At 41.9% G+C, this 13,849-nt stretch carries 15 protein-coding genes; 8 read left to right on the top strand and 7 right to left on the bottom strand.

The genetic code is table 11. The features are described 5' to 3' along the window. Window positions 1-12: 12 nt before the first annotated feature. A complete protein-coding gene (locus tag DDV96_RS04505; protein ID WP_116693536.1) occupies window positions 13-504 on the bottom strand; it encodes a GNAT family N-acetyltransferase in 492 nt (163 codons plus the stop codon). A 27-nt stretch (window positions 505-531) separates the two neighbouring features. Between DDV96_RS04505 and ribD the strand changes: the two genes are divergently transcribed. From ribD to DDV96_RS04490, 3 genes are all read left to right on the top strand, one after another. Further along, window positions 532-1,614, top strand: coding sequence for a bifunctional diaminohydroxyphosphoribosylaminopyrimidine deaminase/5-amino-6-(5-phosphoribosylamino)uracil reductase RibD (ribD, locus tag DDV96_RS04500; RefSeq protein ID WP_116693596.1), 1,083 nt, complete (start codon window positions 532-534; stop codon window positions 1,612-1,614). Beyond that, a complete protein-coding gene (locus tag DDV96_RS04495; protein ID WP_116693535.1) occupies window positions 1,611-2,483 on the top strand; it encodes an EamA family transporter in 873 nt (290 codons plus the stop codon). Before ribD ends, DDV96_RS04495 begins: the two co-directional genes overlap by 4 nt. Before the next feature lie 246 nt (window positions 2,484-2,729). Beyond that, window positions 2,730-3,347: an IMPACT family protein gene (locus DDV96_RS04490; protein WP_116693534.1), complete on the top strand. Its 618-nt coding sequence runs from the start codon at window positions 2,730-2,732 to the stop codon at window positions 3,345-3,347. Between the two features lie 63 nt (window positions 3,348-3,410). Here DDV96_RS04490 and DDV96_RS04485 read toward each other — a convergent pair whose 3' ends face one another. Continuing rightward, on the bottom strand, window positions 3,411-3,809 hold the full coding sequence (locus DDV96_RS04485) for an acyl-CoA thioesterase (protein ID WP_116693533.1): 399 nt from the start codon (window positions 3,807-3,809) through the stop codon (window positions 3,411-3,413). Between the two features lie 214 nt (window positions 3,810-4,023). Between DDV96_RS04485 and dnaA the strand changes: the two genes are divergently transcribed. The 4 genes from dnaA to DDV96_RS04465 all read left to right on the top strand — a co-directional run bounded on the left by dnaA (window position 4,024) and on the right by DDV96_RS04465 (window position 8,161). Then, a complete protein-coding gene (dnaA, locus tag DDV96_RS04480; RefSeq protein ID WP_116693532.1) occupies window positions 4,024-5,451 on the top strand; it encodes a chromosomal replication initiator protein DnaA in 1,428 nt (475 codons plus the stop codon). 114 nt (window positions 5,452-5,565) lie between these two features. Next, window positions 5,566-6,018 (top strand): low molecular weight protein-tyrosine-phosphatase, encoded by a 453-nt coding sequence (locus tag DDV96_RS04475; RefSeq protein WP_116693531.1) that lies wholly within the window; start codon window positions 5,566-5,568, stop codon window positions 6,016-6,018. Window positions 6,019-6,065: 47 nt separating this feature from the next. Beyond that, entirely contained in the window at window positions 6,066-7,439 is a 1,374-nt protein-coding gene (locus DDV96_RS04470) for a PQQ-dependent sugar dehydrogenase (protein ID WP_116693530.1), read from the top strand. A 5-nt stretch (window positions 7,440-7,444) separates the two neighbouring features. Then, window positions 7,445-8,161: an SAM-dependent methyltransferase gene (locus DDV96_RS04465; RefSeq protein ID WP_116693529.1), complete on the top strand. Its 717-nt coding sequence runs from the start codon at window positions 7,445-7,447 to the stop codon at window positions 8,159-8,161. Between the two features lie 6 nt (window positions 8,162-8,167). On the opposite strand, the gene DDV96_RS04460 is transcribed toward DDV96_RS04465, so the two are convergent. The 5 genes from DDV96_RS04460 to dapF form a co-directional block, all read right to left on the bottom strand. Beyond that, window positions 8,168-8,836, bottom strand: coding sequence for a peptidoglycan-binding protein LysM (locus DDV96_RS04460; RefSeq protein ID WP_116693528.1), 669 nt, complete (start codon window positions 8,834-8,836; stop codon window positions 8,168-8,170). A 140-nt stretch (window positions 8,837-8,976) separates the two neighbouring features. After that, window positions 8,977-9,621, bottom strand: a complete 645-nt coding sequence (locus DDV96_RS04455; RefSeq protein WP_116693527.1) for a hypothetical protein — start codon at window positions 9,619-9,621, stop codon at window positions 8,977-8,979. 304 nt (window positions 9,622-9,925) lie between these two features. Beyond that, window positions 9,926-10,969, bottom strand: a complete 1,044-nt coding sequence (gene mltG / locus DDV96_RS04450) for an endolytic transglycosylase MltG (protein ID WP_116693526.1) — start codon at window positions 10,967-10,969, stop codon at window positions 9,926-9,928. Then, the gene (locus tag DDV96_RS04445; protein ID WP_116693525.1) at window positions 10,959-11,492 is read right to left on the bottom strand and encodes a GNAT family N-acetyltransferase; all 534 of its coding nucleotides are present in this window, start codon (window positions 11,490-11,492) and stop codon (window positions 10,959-10,961) included. Before DDV96_RS04445 ends, mltG begins: the two co-directional genes overlap by 11 nt. Further along, window positions 11,489-12,262 (bottom strand): diaminopimelate epimerase, encoded by a 774-nt coding sequence (dapF, locus tag DDV96_RS04440; RefSeq protein ID WP_116693524.1) that lies wholly within the window; start codon window positions 12,260-12,262, stop codon window positions 11,489-11,491. The genes DDV96_RS04445 and dapF overlap by 4 nt, the downstream gene beginning before the upstream one ends. Before the next feature lie 135 nt (window positions 12,263-12,397). On the opposite strand from dapF, the gene DDV96_RS04435 reads away from it, so the two are divergent. Continuing rightward, window positions 12,398-13,795, top strand: a complete 1,398-nt coding sequence (locus DDV96_RS04435) for a trypsin-like peptidase domain-containing protein (protein ID WP_116693523.1) — start codon at window positions 12,398-12,400, stop codon at window positions 13,793-13,795. Window positions 13,796-13,849 lie beyond the last annotated feature (54 nt).

Raw genomic sequence — 13,849 nt, 5'->3', positions numbered from 1 at the left:
ATAACAATCCAATTATAAGGTCATCAACAAATGAACGGGACAGGAATGGTGCCCGGTGTTCCCCAGAGGGCCGTCGAGCAGTTTAAAACCAACACTTTTATATAATTTTTGAGCGGCGGTCATATTGGGCATGGTTTCAATATAGCATTTTTCAAAATTGAATTCACGTGCCTTTACCAAACACATTTTTATCAAGGTTCTTCCTATGCCTTTTCCTCTGGCTTCTGGTAAAAAATACATTTTTTGCAGTTCGCAAATCCGCTCTGTCCCTTCATAGTTATCAAGTTTTGCGATGCCGGCACCTCCCACTACGGTGTTATTTTCCGTTACTACAAAATAGCAAGATGTTTCGGTATCGTACGTCTCGTACATGCAATCCAACGCCTTGTCTTCGTAGGCCGTGCCTATTTTTGGGATATCCATATCTTCAAACACCGAACGGATTACCTTGGCAATTTGCGGGTTGTCTTTCTTTTCAATAAGACGGATCATGGGCGTGTTCATGTAAGCAATTCCTTGTATTTTTACGCCGTGAAGGTACATGAAAAATATATGCAACGCTGCATCGATTTGGCCAAAAACGGGTTGGGAACCACCTATCCCAATCCTTTGGTAGGGAGCATACTCACACATAACGATACCATTATTGGCGAAGGGTGGCATTATAAGGCCGGGCAACCCCACGCCGAAGTGTTAGCCATTAACAGTGTTGAAGACAAAACACTTTTAAAAGAAGCTACCATATATGTAAGTTTAGAACCTTGCAGCCACTTTGGAAAAACCCCGCCCTGTGCCGATTTGATTATCAACAGTGGCATAAAAAACGTGGTAATAGGCAGTACCGACCCCAACCCACAAGTGGCAGGGAAGGGCATAAAAAAATTAAAAGATGCCGGTTGCGCTGTAACCGTTGGTGTTTTACAGCCTAAATGTGACATTTTGAACAAACGCTTTTTTACCTTTCACACCAAAAAAAGACCTTATATTATTTTAAAATGGGCACAAACCCAAGACGGATTTTTAGCCCCTGCGGAAACTGCAACTGTTTCAAAAAAAATCAATGCACAGCAACCTGTGTGGATCACCAACACCTATTCGCGGCAGCGTACCCATAAGTTACGGGCGCAAGAGCAGGCCATCTTAGTAGGGACCACTACGGTTTTAAAAGACAATCCCAGTTTGACCACCCGCCATTGGGAAGGCCGCTCCCCCACTCGTATCATCTTGGACAAAAACCTAAGGATACCGATAGAAGCTTCGGTTTTTGACGGAAATAACCCAACCATTGTCCTAACTGAACAAGAAAAAAAGAATTCGGAAAATCTTGTTTTTGAACGCATTGTTTTTCAGAAAAACCTAACACAGCAAATTTGTTCGGTTTTGCACCGCCATAATTTGCAATCGGTCATTGTGGAAGGCGGCGCACAGACCATAAATACGTTTATTGACGCAAATATTTGGGATGAAGCGCATATTTTTACAGGAAATGCTAATTTTGAAACGGGTGTGAAAGCCCCTACTTTTTCAGAAGAAAAAATAAATAGTGTTTTAATACTATCGGAAGAAACGTTAGCACTAGACACTCTGCAAATTTTTAAAAACAACAGTACTTGACAGCCTTACTTTTAAGCATCCTTTCGTCCACCTTGATTTTTGTGGTGTTCAAGCTTTTCGACCGTTTTAAAATCAACACCCTTCACGCCATAGTGGTCAATTATGTCGTTGCTTTTTTCTGTGGGTTGTTTTTTTATACCGGGGAGCTTGCCTTGGCGCAAACCCCCGAACAACCTTGGTTTTATTATACGTTAGGCCTTGGCGCCTTGTTTATCATTATCTTCAACCTAATGGCAATTACCACCCAGCGCAGTGGTCTTTCGGTTGTTTCGGTAGCGACTAAAATGAGCGTAGTAATCCCAGTGGTTTTTGGCTTGGTCTATTACAAGGAAAGTATAGGGATTTTAAAAATTTTGGGAATCATACTGGCATTGATAGCCGTGTACCTCGCATCTATAAAAACAAGGGACGGCCTGGCCATCGAGAAGAAAAACCTAATTTATCCCTTGTTGGTCTTTTTAGGCAGCGGGTTTATCGATACGAGCATCAAATATTTAGAAGACACTATGGTCGCCCAAGATGAAGTGGCGCTGTTTTCGGCCATAATTTTTTCGGCTGCGGCTGTTATTGGGATTTCAATTTTAATCCTGCAAGCCGTTCGGGGGACCCTCAATTTTCAGTTTAAAGCAATTATTGGTGGGATTGCTTTGGGGCTTCCCAATTATTTTTCGATCTATTTTATTGTTCAGGCCTTGAGGAGCGATATTTTGGAAAGTTCCGGGATTTTTACGGTCAATAATGTGGCCATAGTCATGGTTTCCACTTTTTTGGGAGTTACTTTTTTTAAAGAACGATTACTGAAGAAAAACTGGATCGGGATTATCCTTGCCGTAATCAGTATCTTTTTGGTAGCTTTGGCGAGATGGTAAAATGGTGGTGGGTGTTTGATGCTCGATGACGGGTGCTGGGTGACCGGTGATGGGTGATGGATGCTGAGTGACGGGTGATGGATATAAAAAATGTCAATGTATAAATAGGTTTATTTTTTAAGTTTACCCATATAAATCTGTACTTAAAAATATCAAAAAAAAGACCGCCAATTACTATCGTACCTTTTCCCTTTAGGGAGACCGGAAGGGAACAATTCAATCTATGAATTTTTAAAATTAAAAAATATCCCAACAGAAAAGGACACATATAAAACCATTGCAAAACCTTCAAAAGAAGCACTTTTTAAAGACCGTGGCAGCAAGTTTTTCGGCTATGCGTTTCCGGTTAAAAATGAAACTGAAATTGAAGCCCATTTAGAAGAACTTAAAAGCAAACACCATAAGGCACGCCATTGGTGTTATGCGTGGCAACTGGGCAAAACCTACGATGCCTATCGTGCCAATGATGACGGCGAACCCTCCAACAGTGCAGGGATGCCCATTTACGGCCAATTGCAATCTTTTGATGTCACCAACACCTTGGTCGTGGTAGTTCGCTATTTTGGCGGAACCAAGTTGGGCGTGGGCGGATTGATACAGGCCTATAAAACCGCTGCACAAATGGCCTTGGAACAATCGAAAATCGTAAAACGGACCATTGACGAGAACTTTCTCCTGAAATTTGAATACCCCGAAATGAACACCGTGATGCGCATGGTAAAAGAAGAAGACCTAAACATCGTTGACCAAAAAATGGAACTGTCTTGTGAGATGGAAATTTCAGTCCGTAAAAAAGAAGCCGACCGCATTTTTAAGCTTTTTGAAAACACCTACAAGGTTGCCATTAAAAGACTGGAAAATTAAAAAAATATCGTGCTATTGATTATGGGATCAGCCCAATTACCGTCTGTCAACTATTAACCCCACCTATTCCTTTAATTTCTCCAGTAAATAATCTGGTGCTTTCATCAATTTGTTGGTCTGGGTGTCTATAAATACCAAGGTAGTCGTAGCTGTTACCAAAAGCTCGTTGGCCTCGTTATGTATTTCATAGTAAAATTCTATTTTAACCGTGGGTGTTTTTTTCAACGTGGTCGTAATGGTCAACACATCGTCGTATCGTGCTGGCCTCTTGTAATCGACGTTTAAGTTGACAACGGGCAGTTGCACATTATGGTCTTCCATCCATTTGTACGAAAAGCCCAATTCGCGGAGCCATTCGGTACGTCCTTGTTCCAAGTATTGTGCGTAGTTGCCGTAGTACACAACGCCCATTTGGTCTGTTTCGCCATAGCGAACACGTATTTTTGTAACAGATTTTTTCATAGATTTATGCCTTAGATACCGAACTTTTTTCGTAGTTTTATCGGTAATGGAGTATGCACAAAAAAAAGCAAAAAGTCAATAGCCTTTCTATTTTTTTATTCCTTTTTTTGTTCACATATTTGTACCGTTAAGAAACCACAGGAACATACTCTTGTTTTTAATTCTTAACCAAGCCTAAAATTAAATAAACTAACTAATTACTTCAACAGTAACTATGAGCAAAACTGCAAAATCGGTTTGGAACAATTGTTTGTCCTTTATTGAAGATAACATTACTTCTCAAGCTTATAAAACATGGTTCGAACCCATCAATGCAGTAAAGCTCACGGATAATTCGTTGAGCATACAGGTGCCCAGCAAGTTTTTTTATGAATGGCTGGAAGAGCACTATGTAAAATTACTGAAAGTTGCCCTAACCAAAGAATTAGGCAAAGATGCCAAATTGGTGTACGTTATTAAAATGGAAAACACCTACGGCAACAAACAACCTTTTACCGAAAAAATACCCAGTGCCAACCGGAGCCACATGCAATCGCAAGAAATCGATGTGCCGGTAAAGAACAAAAGCCCCGAATTGAAGAACCCCTTCATCATCCCGGGCATCCGTAATGTAAAAATCGAGTCGCAACTCAACCCTTCATATAATTTTGAAAATTTCTTGGAAGGCGAAAGCAACCGTTTGGCCCGATCGGCCGGGATGGCTGTTGCCAACAAACCCGGTGGCACTTCCTTTAACCCCTTGTTGATTTTTGGTGGTGTTGGTTTAGGGAAAACGCACCTGGCCCACGCCATTGGGGTTGAGATTAAAGATAAATATCCTGAAAAAACTGTTCTGTATATTTCTGCTGAAAAATTCACGCAACAGTATATCGAATCGGTCAAAAAAAACAACCGGAACGATTTTATCCACTTCTACCAAATAATCGATGTGTTGATCGTGGACGATATTCAATTATTGTCCGGAAAAGCAGGAACCCAAGATGTGTTTTTTCATATCTTCAACCACTTGCACCAAAACGGCAAACAGGTCATTTTAACCAGCGACAAAGCCCCGGTTGACATGATGGATATTGAGCAACGCCTACTGTCCCGTTTTAAATGGGGGCTCTCGGCAGAACTGAACCATCCCGACTACGATACCCGCGTGGCAATCATCAAAAACAAGCTGTACCGTGACGGCGTGGAAATGCCCGAAGACATCATCGAGTTTTTGGCCAACAACATTAAAACCAACATCCGCGAACTGGAAGGCGCCATTATTTCATTGATCGCCCATTCATCGTTCAACAAAAAGGACATTACCATCGACCTTGCCAAAAAGATTGTCGATAACTATGTAAAACATACCAAGCGGGAAGTTTCCATAGATTATATCCAAAAGATCGTTAGCGATTATTTCCAGATGGATGTAGACACCTTACAGAGCAAAACCAGGAAACGCCATATTGTACAGGCACGCCAACTGGCGATGTTTTTTGCTAAAAAATTGACCAAGGCATCTTTGGCATCCATTGGCTCCCAGATTGGGCAACGCGACCACGCAACGGTATTGCACGCCTGTAAAACGGTCAATAACCTTTCGAGCACCGACAAGCAATTTCGGAAATACGTAGAGGATCTGGACAAAAAATTAACGTTATAACCTACAAATCCAGCGCAACAGCTGGATTTTTAACATCCCCCTAACCTACTTTCAAAAACCAATCCCTTATTTTCGTGCTGTAGTGAAGGAACCTGCATAATTTCAGAAAAAACAATGAAGACAAAAATACTTATGGTCTGCTTAGGGAACATTTGCCGCTCTCCATTGGCAGAAGGCCTCTTAAAAGCCAAAGTCGATCCCGACAAGGTTTATGTAACCTCTGCCGGTACCGGCCATTGGCATGTAGGCGAACAACCGGATCCACGAAGCATTGCCGTAGCCAAAAAGAACAACCTTGATATTACCGACCAGCGTGGAAGGCAGTTTAAAGCAGAAGACTTCAACGAGTTTGACCATATTTTTGTCATGGACAATTCAAACAAAGAGAATGTCCTGAAACTTGCCAAGACCGAAGCAGACCGAAAAAAAGTACAGTTGATCCTCGACGAAATTTTCCCTGGTGAAAACGTTGATGTACCCGATCCGTATTATGGCGGAGACAGCGGTTTTGACCGTGTGTACGATATGCTTAACCAAGCGTGCCAAAGCATTGCCAATCGTATTTAACACGGTAATTAAATGGTTTTCGTTATTTTAGTGGAAAATATAACGCCATGAAAACCTTCTTCCCTTACCTTCTTACCTTATTGTCCATTTGCTTCACCAACGCCCAAAACATCGATATCAATCTGGTAAAAGAGGGGTTTAACAATCCTGTAAACCTTCAAAATGCGGGTGATGACCGTTTATTTGTTGTAGAGCAAAACGGCGTTATAAAAATTTTAAATGCCGATGGCACCGTTAACGCAACGCCTTTTTTGGATATTTCAACTCAAGTTTCCTGTTGCAACGAACGCGGCCTCTTGGGCTTGGCTTTTCATCCCGATTATGCAACCAACGGCTATTTTTTCGTGAATTATACCAATACCAATGGCAATACCCAAGTATCGAGATTTAGTGTTAGCGGTTCTAATGCCAACGTTGCCGACCCCAATTCCGAATTAGCCATTATAGGTTACAACCAACCCAATGGCAACCACAACGGTGGGTGTTTGGCTTTTGGTCCGGATGGATATTTATATATAGCTTCTGGCGATGGCGGCGGTAGCGGCGACACCGACAACAATGCCCAGAATCTTTTGAAATTGTTGGGAAAAATACTGCGTATTGATATTGACAATACCAGCGGTGGAAACAATTACGCCATACCGCCAGGCAATCCTTTTATAGGCAACCCCGATGCCTTGGATGAAATTTGGGCCTACGGCGTGCGAAACCCTTGGAAGTTTTCATTCGATTTTACCGAAGGCACCATTTGGATAGCCGATGTAGGCCAAAACCAAATAGAAGAAGTGAACAAACAGCCAGCCACCGCCGCGGGGCTCAACTACGGTTGGCGCTGCTATGAAGGTTCAGACCCGTTTAACACCAACAACTGCCCGCCACAGGGCGATCTTGTTTTTCCCGTTGCCGAATACAACCACTCCGTGGGAAGTTCCGTGACGGGCGGGTATGTTTACCGGGGCAGCGAATTCCCCAATCTCCAAGGTATTTACGTTTTTGCCGATTTTATTTCCGGCTTTTTGGCCACCGTGGACGAAAACAACAATTATGTAAACTATGGCGACTTTGGCGGCAATTGGTCTTCTTTTGGCGAAGGTGTTGACAAAACATTGTATGCGGTGAATTATTCAGGAAGCATCTATAAGGTAATCGATACCGATTTAGGCGTTTCAGAAAATGAAAACGCTATTTCGGTCAAGCTGTACCCTAACCCAGCGAATGGGGAAATTACCGTTTCCCTCTCAAAAGGAAACATCCATTCCGTAGAAATTTTTGACACGAAAGGTAGCCTGCTCGTTAAAAAAGAAGGGTTGAATGGTTCAGAAACAAAGATCACGACCTCCTCTTTTAAAAGTGGAATCTATTTCATAAAAATAACCGATTCTTCCAGAAGCATCCAAAACAAACGATTTATCATTAAATAAGCCTTATGAAGCCCCAAAAAGGAAACCTATATTTAATACCCTGCCCGCTTGGCGAAACCCCACCTTTGGAAGTGCTGCCTTTGCACATTAAAAAAGCCGTAGAGCACATTGACCATTACATTGTGGAACACGAGAAAAATGCCCGGCGTTTCATAAAAAGCATCGTCCCTCGAAAATCGCAGCCCGATTTGCAGTTTAAGCTCATCAATAAATTTACCGATGAAAGTGAAATCCCGAAAATGCTGGCACCGTGTTTAGAAGGGATTGACGTTGGCGTGATAAGCGATGCCGGTTGCCCGGGCATTGCAGACCCCGGTGCCGGGGTTGTAGAGCAGGCCCATTTGCAAGGCGTAAAAGTGGTTCCGTTGGTGGGGCCTTCTTCTATTTTAATGGCGATGATGGCCAGTGGTTTCAACGGACAAAATTTTGCATTTAACGGGTACCTTCCCATTGACAAAAGGGAACGGAAAAATGCTATAAAACGGTTGGAGAAACTTTCAGCAGAATACGACCAATCGCAATTGTTCATAGAAACACCTTACCGCAACAACCAAATGCTGGAAAGCCTTATAACGACCCTGCAACCACAAACCAAAATTTGTGTGGCCTGCGATATTACCCTTCCTTCAGAATTCATAAAGACCGATACTGCGGAAAACTGGAAAAATAAAAAAGTGGACCTCAATAAAAGGCCCACTTTGTTTATTGTTCATAAGCAGTGAAATAGGTTATAGCACTTTTGCTATTTTCGCTACTTTCGCTTTACGGTTGGGGAGGATAAACGAAGTATCGTACCCACTGAATTTTTTAAGGTAATACCCTATTGAAGTTCCAAAAGCATCGCTAAAGCCAATGGCTCCACCGCTACGCAAGTATTTTTTTACGTTACCGGCACCGGCCAAATGAGCTGCAGCGAGAATACCCGATTCGGTTACTTTTACCCCATTAATGTATTTCCCGTTAAAGCGTTTAATGTCCCGTCGCAAAATCCATTTATTTCTTGCGGTGTAGGCCGTAAAGGCTTCTTCTTGCAATCGGGAGTCGTTTATAAAAGAATCTGGGTTGTAAATGCCTATCATACGCAAGGTCGCCGAAGCAAACTGGTATTTGCCCAAATATCCAAACTCGTTAATGATGCTATAATCGCCACGGGATTCTTTAAAACCCAAGGCCTCTTTAAAACCTACATACGATTTTCCTAAAAATAAGGTGTAATTCGTGGTAGGAACAGGCTTGGTGTACATAATCATGTCCTCTTCATTGGGGACGTTGTAATTCATCTCTACATCATCTAAAATGTAGCTCGAAAGATCTACATTGTTTTTGGTGGTAAAGCCACTAAAAAACAAAGCTGTTACAATAAGTACGGTAAATAATCCTACTATATTTTTTTTCATTTTTTAAACGTTCGAGTGCGAAAATTCACACTCTATTTTTCAGCGCGCAAATATACAACTTTTTTATTAACCTGATAATTAAACCGTTAAAGTTTGTTAAAATGAAAAAACCAGGCTTGTCCACCTGGTTTTTTCAATAATTATAATGTCGCCTTGGCATTGTTATCCGGGAGGATAGATGATACATCGTACGCTGCAAATGTTTGCATGTACTTTGTGATGGGGACATTATTGGCGTCTTTAAACACCTCTTCCCCATCGGTATCAAGAAACTTCATTACATTTCCTGCTCCTCCCAAATGGGCTGCTGCTATTAAGCCAGATTCGGTTACTTTAATACCATCTATTATTTGGCCTTTGTATTCATTTATATGGTCTTTAAGCACCCACTTGTTTTTGGAAATCAACGCTTCGAACGCTTTTTCCTGTAACAGTGGGGAGTTTAAAAACTTACGTTTGTTATAAATGCCTACCCAATTGAGGGTAGTCCAGCCAAACTGGTATTTTCCCAAATAACCTAATCTATTAACAGCCTTGTAATTACCACTGCTTTCGCTAAAGCCGAGGTCTTCACAAAAGCCAAGATACGACTTCCCAACAAAGGGAATATTCTGCTGGGGATTCATATTTACTTCAAAGTCGAAAGGAACATAAGATGATGCTCCAATGACGTCTGTAGTAAATATAGAACTACTGTTTTTCATTTCTTCCTTCGAAGAAAAACCTGTAACGCAAAAAACGGTTACAAGCAGTAGCACAGACAATTTCATAAAACGTTTTCTCATGTTTTACTTAGTTTTAAAAATTATAATTATTGCGCAATCACTTTGTGTGAAAGCGTAATAGTCTTAAGTTCAGGCACTCTTAACAAAAAGCGTGCCTGCCATAAGTTCTATGAAATCTGTATGTCAATGAGCATTTGTTTCTTTATTTGGGTGTTGAAATCAACTTCAACTTCATTGAAATTATAAATATGAATAATTTTAATAGAGGAATTAACATTGTTTAACCTGTTATTTTAAAAAGGTTTAACAAAAAAACCCAGTTTTTACGCTTAAAAACCGGGCTTTCTGTTTGTGAGGGGGGCCATTACCTGTTCACGCCTTGTTTGGAAATCCAACGAACATATTCAGCCTTATTTCGGTTATGTTGTGCCAATGTTTTTGCAAATTTATGGTACCCAAAACGCTTGGTGTCGGCTACAAAATAATAATAGTCGTGCTTTTCATAATTCAACACCGCATCGATGGATGAAATATCGGGCATGGTAATGGGTCCGGGCGGCACACCGGCGTATTTATAGGTATTATAAGGAGAATCCAGCTCTAAATCTTTATACAAAACCCGCTTAATAATTTGATTGAAATCGTTTTCTGCCCGTTTTTTTGCATAGATTACAGTTGGGTCTGCTTGTAGCGGCATACCACGTTTTAACCTATTAACGTAGACCCCCGCGACACGTGGACGTTCTTCTACTTTTGCCGTTTCTTTTTGTACAATGGCCGCCAGCGACATCACCTCAGCGGGAGTCATATTCAATTTGTTGGCTTTTTGAGTACGGGTCTCGTTCCAAAAACGGTTGTATTCGGTTTTCATACGGTCGCGGAAGGTTTTGGCACTGCTGTTCCAGTAAAATTCGTAGGTATTGGGAACGTATAGGTTTAATGCGGTTTCTTGGGTTTGTCCTGTTTCTTTTAGAAAAACAGAATCTTTCATGGCTTTCAACAACGACAGACTGTCAGCCTCAATTTGCCTGGCTACGGCCCCCGCCAAATCTTCCAAACGCTCTTGGTTATTGAATTTTACTTCTATAGGGATATTTTTACTGCGAATGGTATTGATAATATCATTGTTGTTCATCCCTTTTTTAATGACAAAGTGTCCAGCTTTTATGTTGCTGGGATATCCTTTTTTTTGGGCAACAGTGGTAAACGCCTCCATGTCTTTGAGCAACGGTTCCAGTTCCATAACAACGTCTTGATAGGTAGCGTCTGTAGGAATGTAAATGTGCGCTTGGTTATTGTTAAAAGCTGTGTTGGGCGCAAAGATGGTACTGTAAACATACCAGGCAAAGCCGCCCATGGCCACTAAACCCAAAAGAGCGACGGCCCATAGTATTTTTTTAATGTACATGAGGTATCAATTGATAAAAAAGTTCGTTTTTATAGGTGTTCCCAACCTTGATCCAGTCTTTTTTTATACCGTTTTTCACAAAGCCGGCTTTTTCAAAAAGGCGTATGCTTTGTTGGTTGTCTTCGGTGATGTTGGCGTAAAGCTGGTGAATGTTCAAATGCTGTACTGCATAACGAATTACCAACCGTAAGGCTTCAGAAGCATATCCTTTGCCTTTGTTTGCTTCAGAAAAAATAACGATCCCAACCCCTGCCCTGCTGTGCTTGGGGTCAAAATCATACAAATCGATAAAACCGATGGCCGTTTCATTATTATTGGTACAGATTACCAAACGCAGTTGCTTTACATCGTAAATATCCCGATGGGCTTGATCTAAGTATTGCTGTAACAAATGCTTGGAATACGGTGTGGTGGTATTGCTGACTTCCCAGCCTTTCTCATCGTTTTCCAACAAATACAAAAAGTCTAAATCGGCTTGTTCCAGTGCCCGCAAATATATGTTTTCGCCCTTTAATGTCGTCATAGCCATTCGCCTTTAAAAACCAAGGTTGCCGGGCCCTGCAGCTGGACGTTGGTGTATCTGTTTTCAATCTTTTCAAAAGTAACGGTGAGTGTTCCGCCGGGGGTATTTAGATGTACGGTACTGTGCTTGGTCAATCCTTTTTTGTGCATCGCAATGGCCACGGCCGTTACGCCCGTACCACAGGACAGGGTTTCGTCTTCTACGCCTCGTTCGTAGGTTCTTACCGAAAAAGTATTTTCTGAAATTTGCTGCACAAAATTGATGTTTGCGCCTTCTTTTCCGTACAGTTCATTCCGAAGTTTTCTCCCTTCTGAAAACACATCAAAAGCCGAAACCGTTTCAACCAGTTGAACGTGGTGGGGCGATCCCGTATTCAGGAAAAGATGGTTTCTATTCATTTCAATTTCTGAAACATCGCTCATTTTCAAGGAAACCATACCTGCTTCAATTTCTGCCGTGTGCCTACCGTCTATGGCTTCAAATTCAGCGGTTTTTTCAACAATCCCAAGATGGTTGGCAAAATGGGCGATACAACGGCCGCCATTGCCACACATAGAACTTTCGTTTCCATCGGCATTGTAATACACCATTTTAAAATCGGCTTCTGGATGGTTTTCCAATAAAATCAATCCATCGGCGCCTATGCCGAATTTTCGGCTGCAGAGCTGGGCAATCAGTTTGGTATCGTTTTTGCAAAATGTATCGTGACGATTATCGATCAAAACAAAATCGTTTCCGGTTCCTTGATATTTGTAAAACTGAAACTTCATGGCGGCAAATATACTAAAAGCATGACCGCTATGGAACAGTTAAACTTTGTTAAATAGCCGTTAAAACTGAAATTTCAGAAAAATATAATCGTCTTATAAAATGTTAATATACAATAACCTCAAATATAGCATAACATGAAACAGACAATTAAAATGATGGCAGTTGCGCTGTTTGCAGGCGCCGTTACTTTGGGCGGTTACAAATATTTTATTGAACCCGACCAGGCAGTGGCCACAATAACCCAAGAAGAAAGACCAAATTTCATTCCTACCAATTTTACCACCTCTCCGGTAAGCAGTACCAACGCAGATTTTACCGAAGCGGCCGAAAAAACAGTGCACGCCGTGGTACACGTTAAAAACACCACCATTAGCAGGCAACCTACCAATATCATGGAATATTTTAGCGGCGGTGGCAAGCCCCGTGCCATCGTAGGTGCCGGAAGCGGGGTGATTATTTCGCCCGATGGCTACATTATCACCAACAACCACGTGATTGCCAATGCTTCGCAACTGGAAGTAACCCTTAACAACAACAAAATATACAAGGCCGAGTTGATAGGCACCGATCCCAATACCGATATTGCCCTAATTAAAGTAGATGCCGAAGAAGACCTTCCGTTTATCCCTTTTGGCGACTCCAACAATGTACAGCTGGGCGAATGGGTGCTGGCCGTGGGCAATCCCTTTAACCTCAACTCTACGGTTACGGCAGGAATTATTAGCGCCAAAGCGCGCGATTTAAACCGGTTTGACCGGAACCCACAATCTTTTATCCAAACCGATGCAGCCGTTAACCGTGGTAACAGTGGCGGCGCCTTGGTAAATGTACGTGGCGAATTGATTGGAATTAACACTGCCATTACCTCCGAGACCGGATCGTATGTGGGGTACTCGTTTGCAGTGCCTTCTAACGTGGCCCGGAAAGTAATTGAAGATATTATGGAATATGGCGATGTGCAACGAGCCATTTTGGGCATTAGCGGCGGAACCCTGAATACCAATGTCGCCGATGAACTTGGCATTGAGGAAACCCAAGGAGTTTACGTGGCCAGTGTGGAAAAAGGCAGTGGCGCCGATAAAAGCGGTTTGAAAAAAGGCGATGTCATTAAAAAAATGGACGGAATCGTGGTACGGAAATTCGCAGACCTATCCGGTTATTTAAATTCAAAACGGCCCAACGATGTGGTTGATGTAACCGTTATGCGAAACGGAAGAGAAAAACACATTCCCGTTACCTTGGTTAAATTGGAAACCTATGAAATCCAAGACCTCGGCCTGGAAGTGAGAAACGCCAATGCCGCACTTTTAAAACAACGCGGCGTTGAGCACGGTGTGATTGTTTCGAAAGCATTGAGCAAAGACATGGCCCGCTACAACCTTGAGGGCATTATCATTACCAAAATAAATGATGAAAAAATTGAGGACATAGACGATGCCAAGCGCATTATGAACAAGCGGGATTACAACGCCCCCATTAAAATGACCTTTATAAACCAGCGCGGCGAGTTGAACTCCTTTATATTTAGATAGTGTTTTTTAAAAATCCTAAAAATGCGCAGCCTTTAATAAACGTAAAGCTTGACT

Origin of the sequence: Marixanthomonas spongiae, from assembly GCF_003095375.1 — a bacterium.
GTDB lineage: Bacteria > Bacteroidota > Bacteroidia > Flavobacteriales > Flavobacteriaceae > Marixanthomonas > Marixanthomonas spongiae.
The sequence above is the reverse complement of the archived record's forward strand: the minus strand, read 5'-3'. Positions and strand labels throughout refer to the sequence as shown.

Excerpts from the sequence above, each read along its gene's own strand:
- mltG (WP_116693526.1), bottom strand. The coding sequence starts at position 10,969 with ATGTACATTAAAAAAATACTATGGGCCGTCGCTCTTTTGGGTTTAGTG.
- DDV96_RS04470 (WP_116693530.1), top strand. The coding sequence starts at position 6,066 with ATGAAAACCTTCTTCCCTTACCTTCTTACCTTATTGTCCATTTGCTTC.
- dnaA (WP_116693532.1), top strand. The coding sequence starts at position 4,024 with ATGAGCAAAACTGCAAAATCGGTTTGGAACAATTGTTTGTCCTTTATT.
- DDV96_RS04475 (WP_116693531.1), top strand. The coding sequence starts at position 5,566 with ATGAAGACAAAAATACTTATGGTCTGCTTAGGGAACATTTGCCGCTCT.
- DDV96_RS04465 (WP_116693529.1), top strand. The coding sequence starts at position 7,445 with ATGAAGCCCCAAAAAGGAAACCTATATTTAATACCCTGCCCGCTTGGC.
- DDV96_RS04445 (WP_116693525.1), bottom strand. The coding sequence starts at position 11,492 with ATGACGACATTAAAGGGCGAAAACATATATTTGCGGGCACTGGAACAA.
- DDV96_RS04455 (WP_116693527.1), bottom strand. The coding sequence starts at position 9,621 with ATGAGAAAACGTTTTATGAAATTGTCTGTGCTACTGCTTGTAACCGTT.
- DDV96_RS04460 (WP_116693528.1), bottom strand. The coding sequence starts at position 8,836 with ATGAAAAAAAATATAGTAGGATTATTTACCGTACTTATTGTAACAGCT.
- DDV96_RS04485 (WP_116693533.1), bottom strand. The coding sequence starts at position 3,809 with ATGAAAAAATCTGTTACAAAAATACGTGTTCGCTATGGCGAAACAGAC.
- DDV96_RS04505 (WP_116693536.1), bottom strand. The coding sequence starts at position 504 with ATGAACACGCCCATGATCCGTCTTATTGAAAAGAAAGACAACCCGCAA.
- DDV96_RS04435 (WP_116693523.1), top strand. The coding sequence starts at position 12,398 with ATGAAACAGACAATTAAAATGATGGCAGTTGCGCTGTTTGCAGGCGCC.
- dapF (WP_116693524.1), bottom strand. The coding sequence starts at position 12,262 with ATGAAGTTTCAGTTTTACAAATATCAAGGAACCGGAAACGATTTTGTT.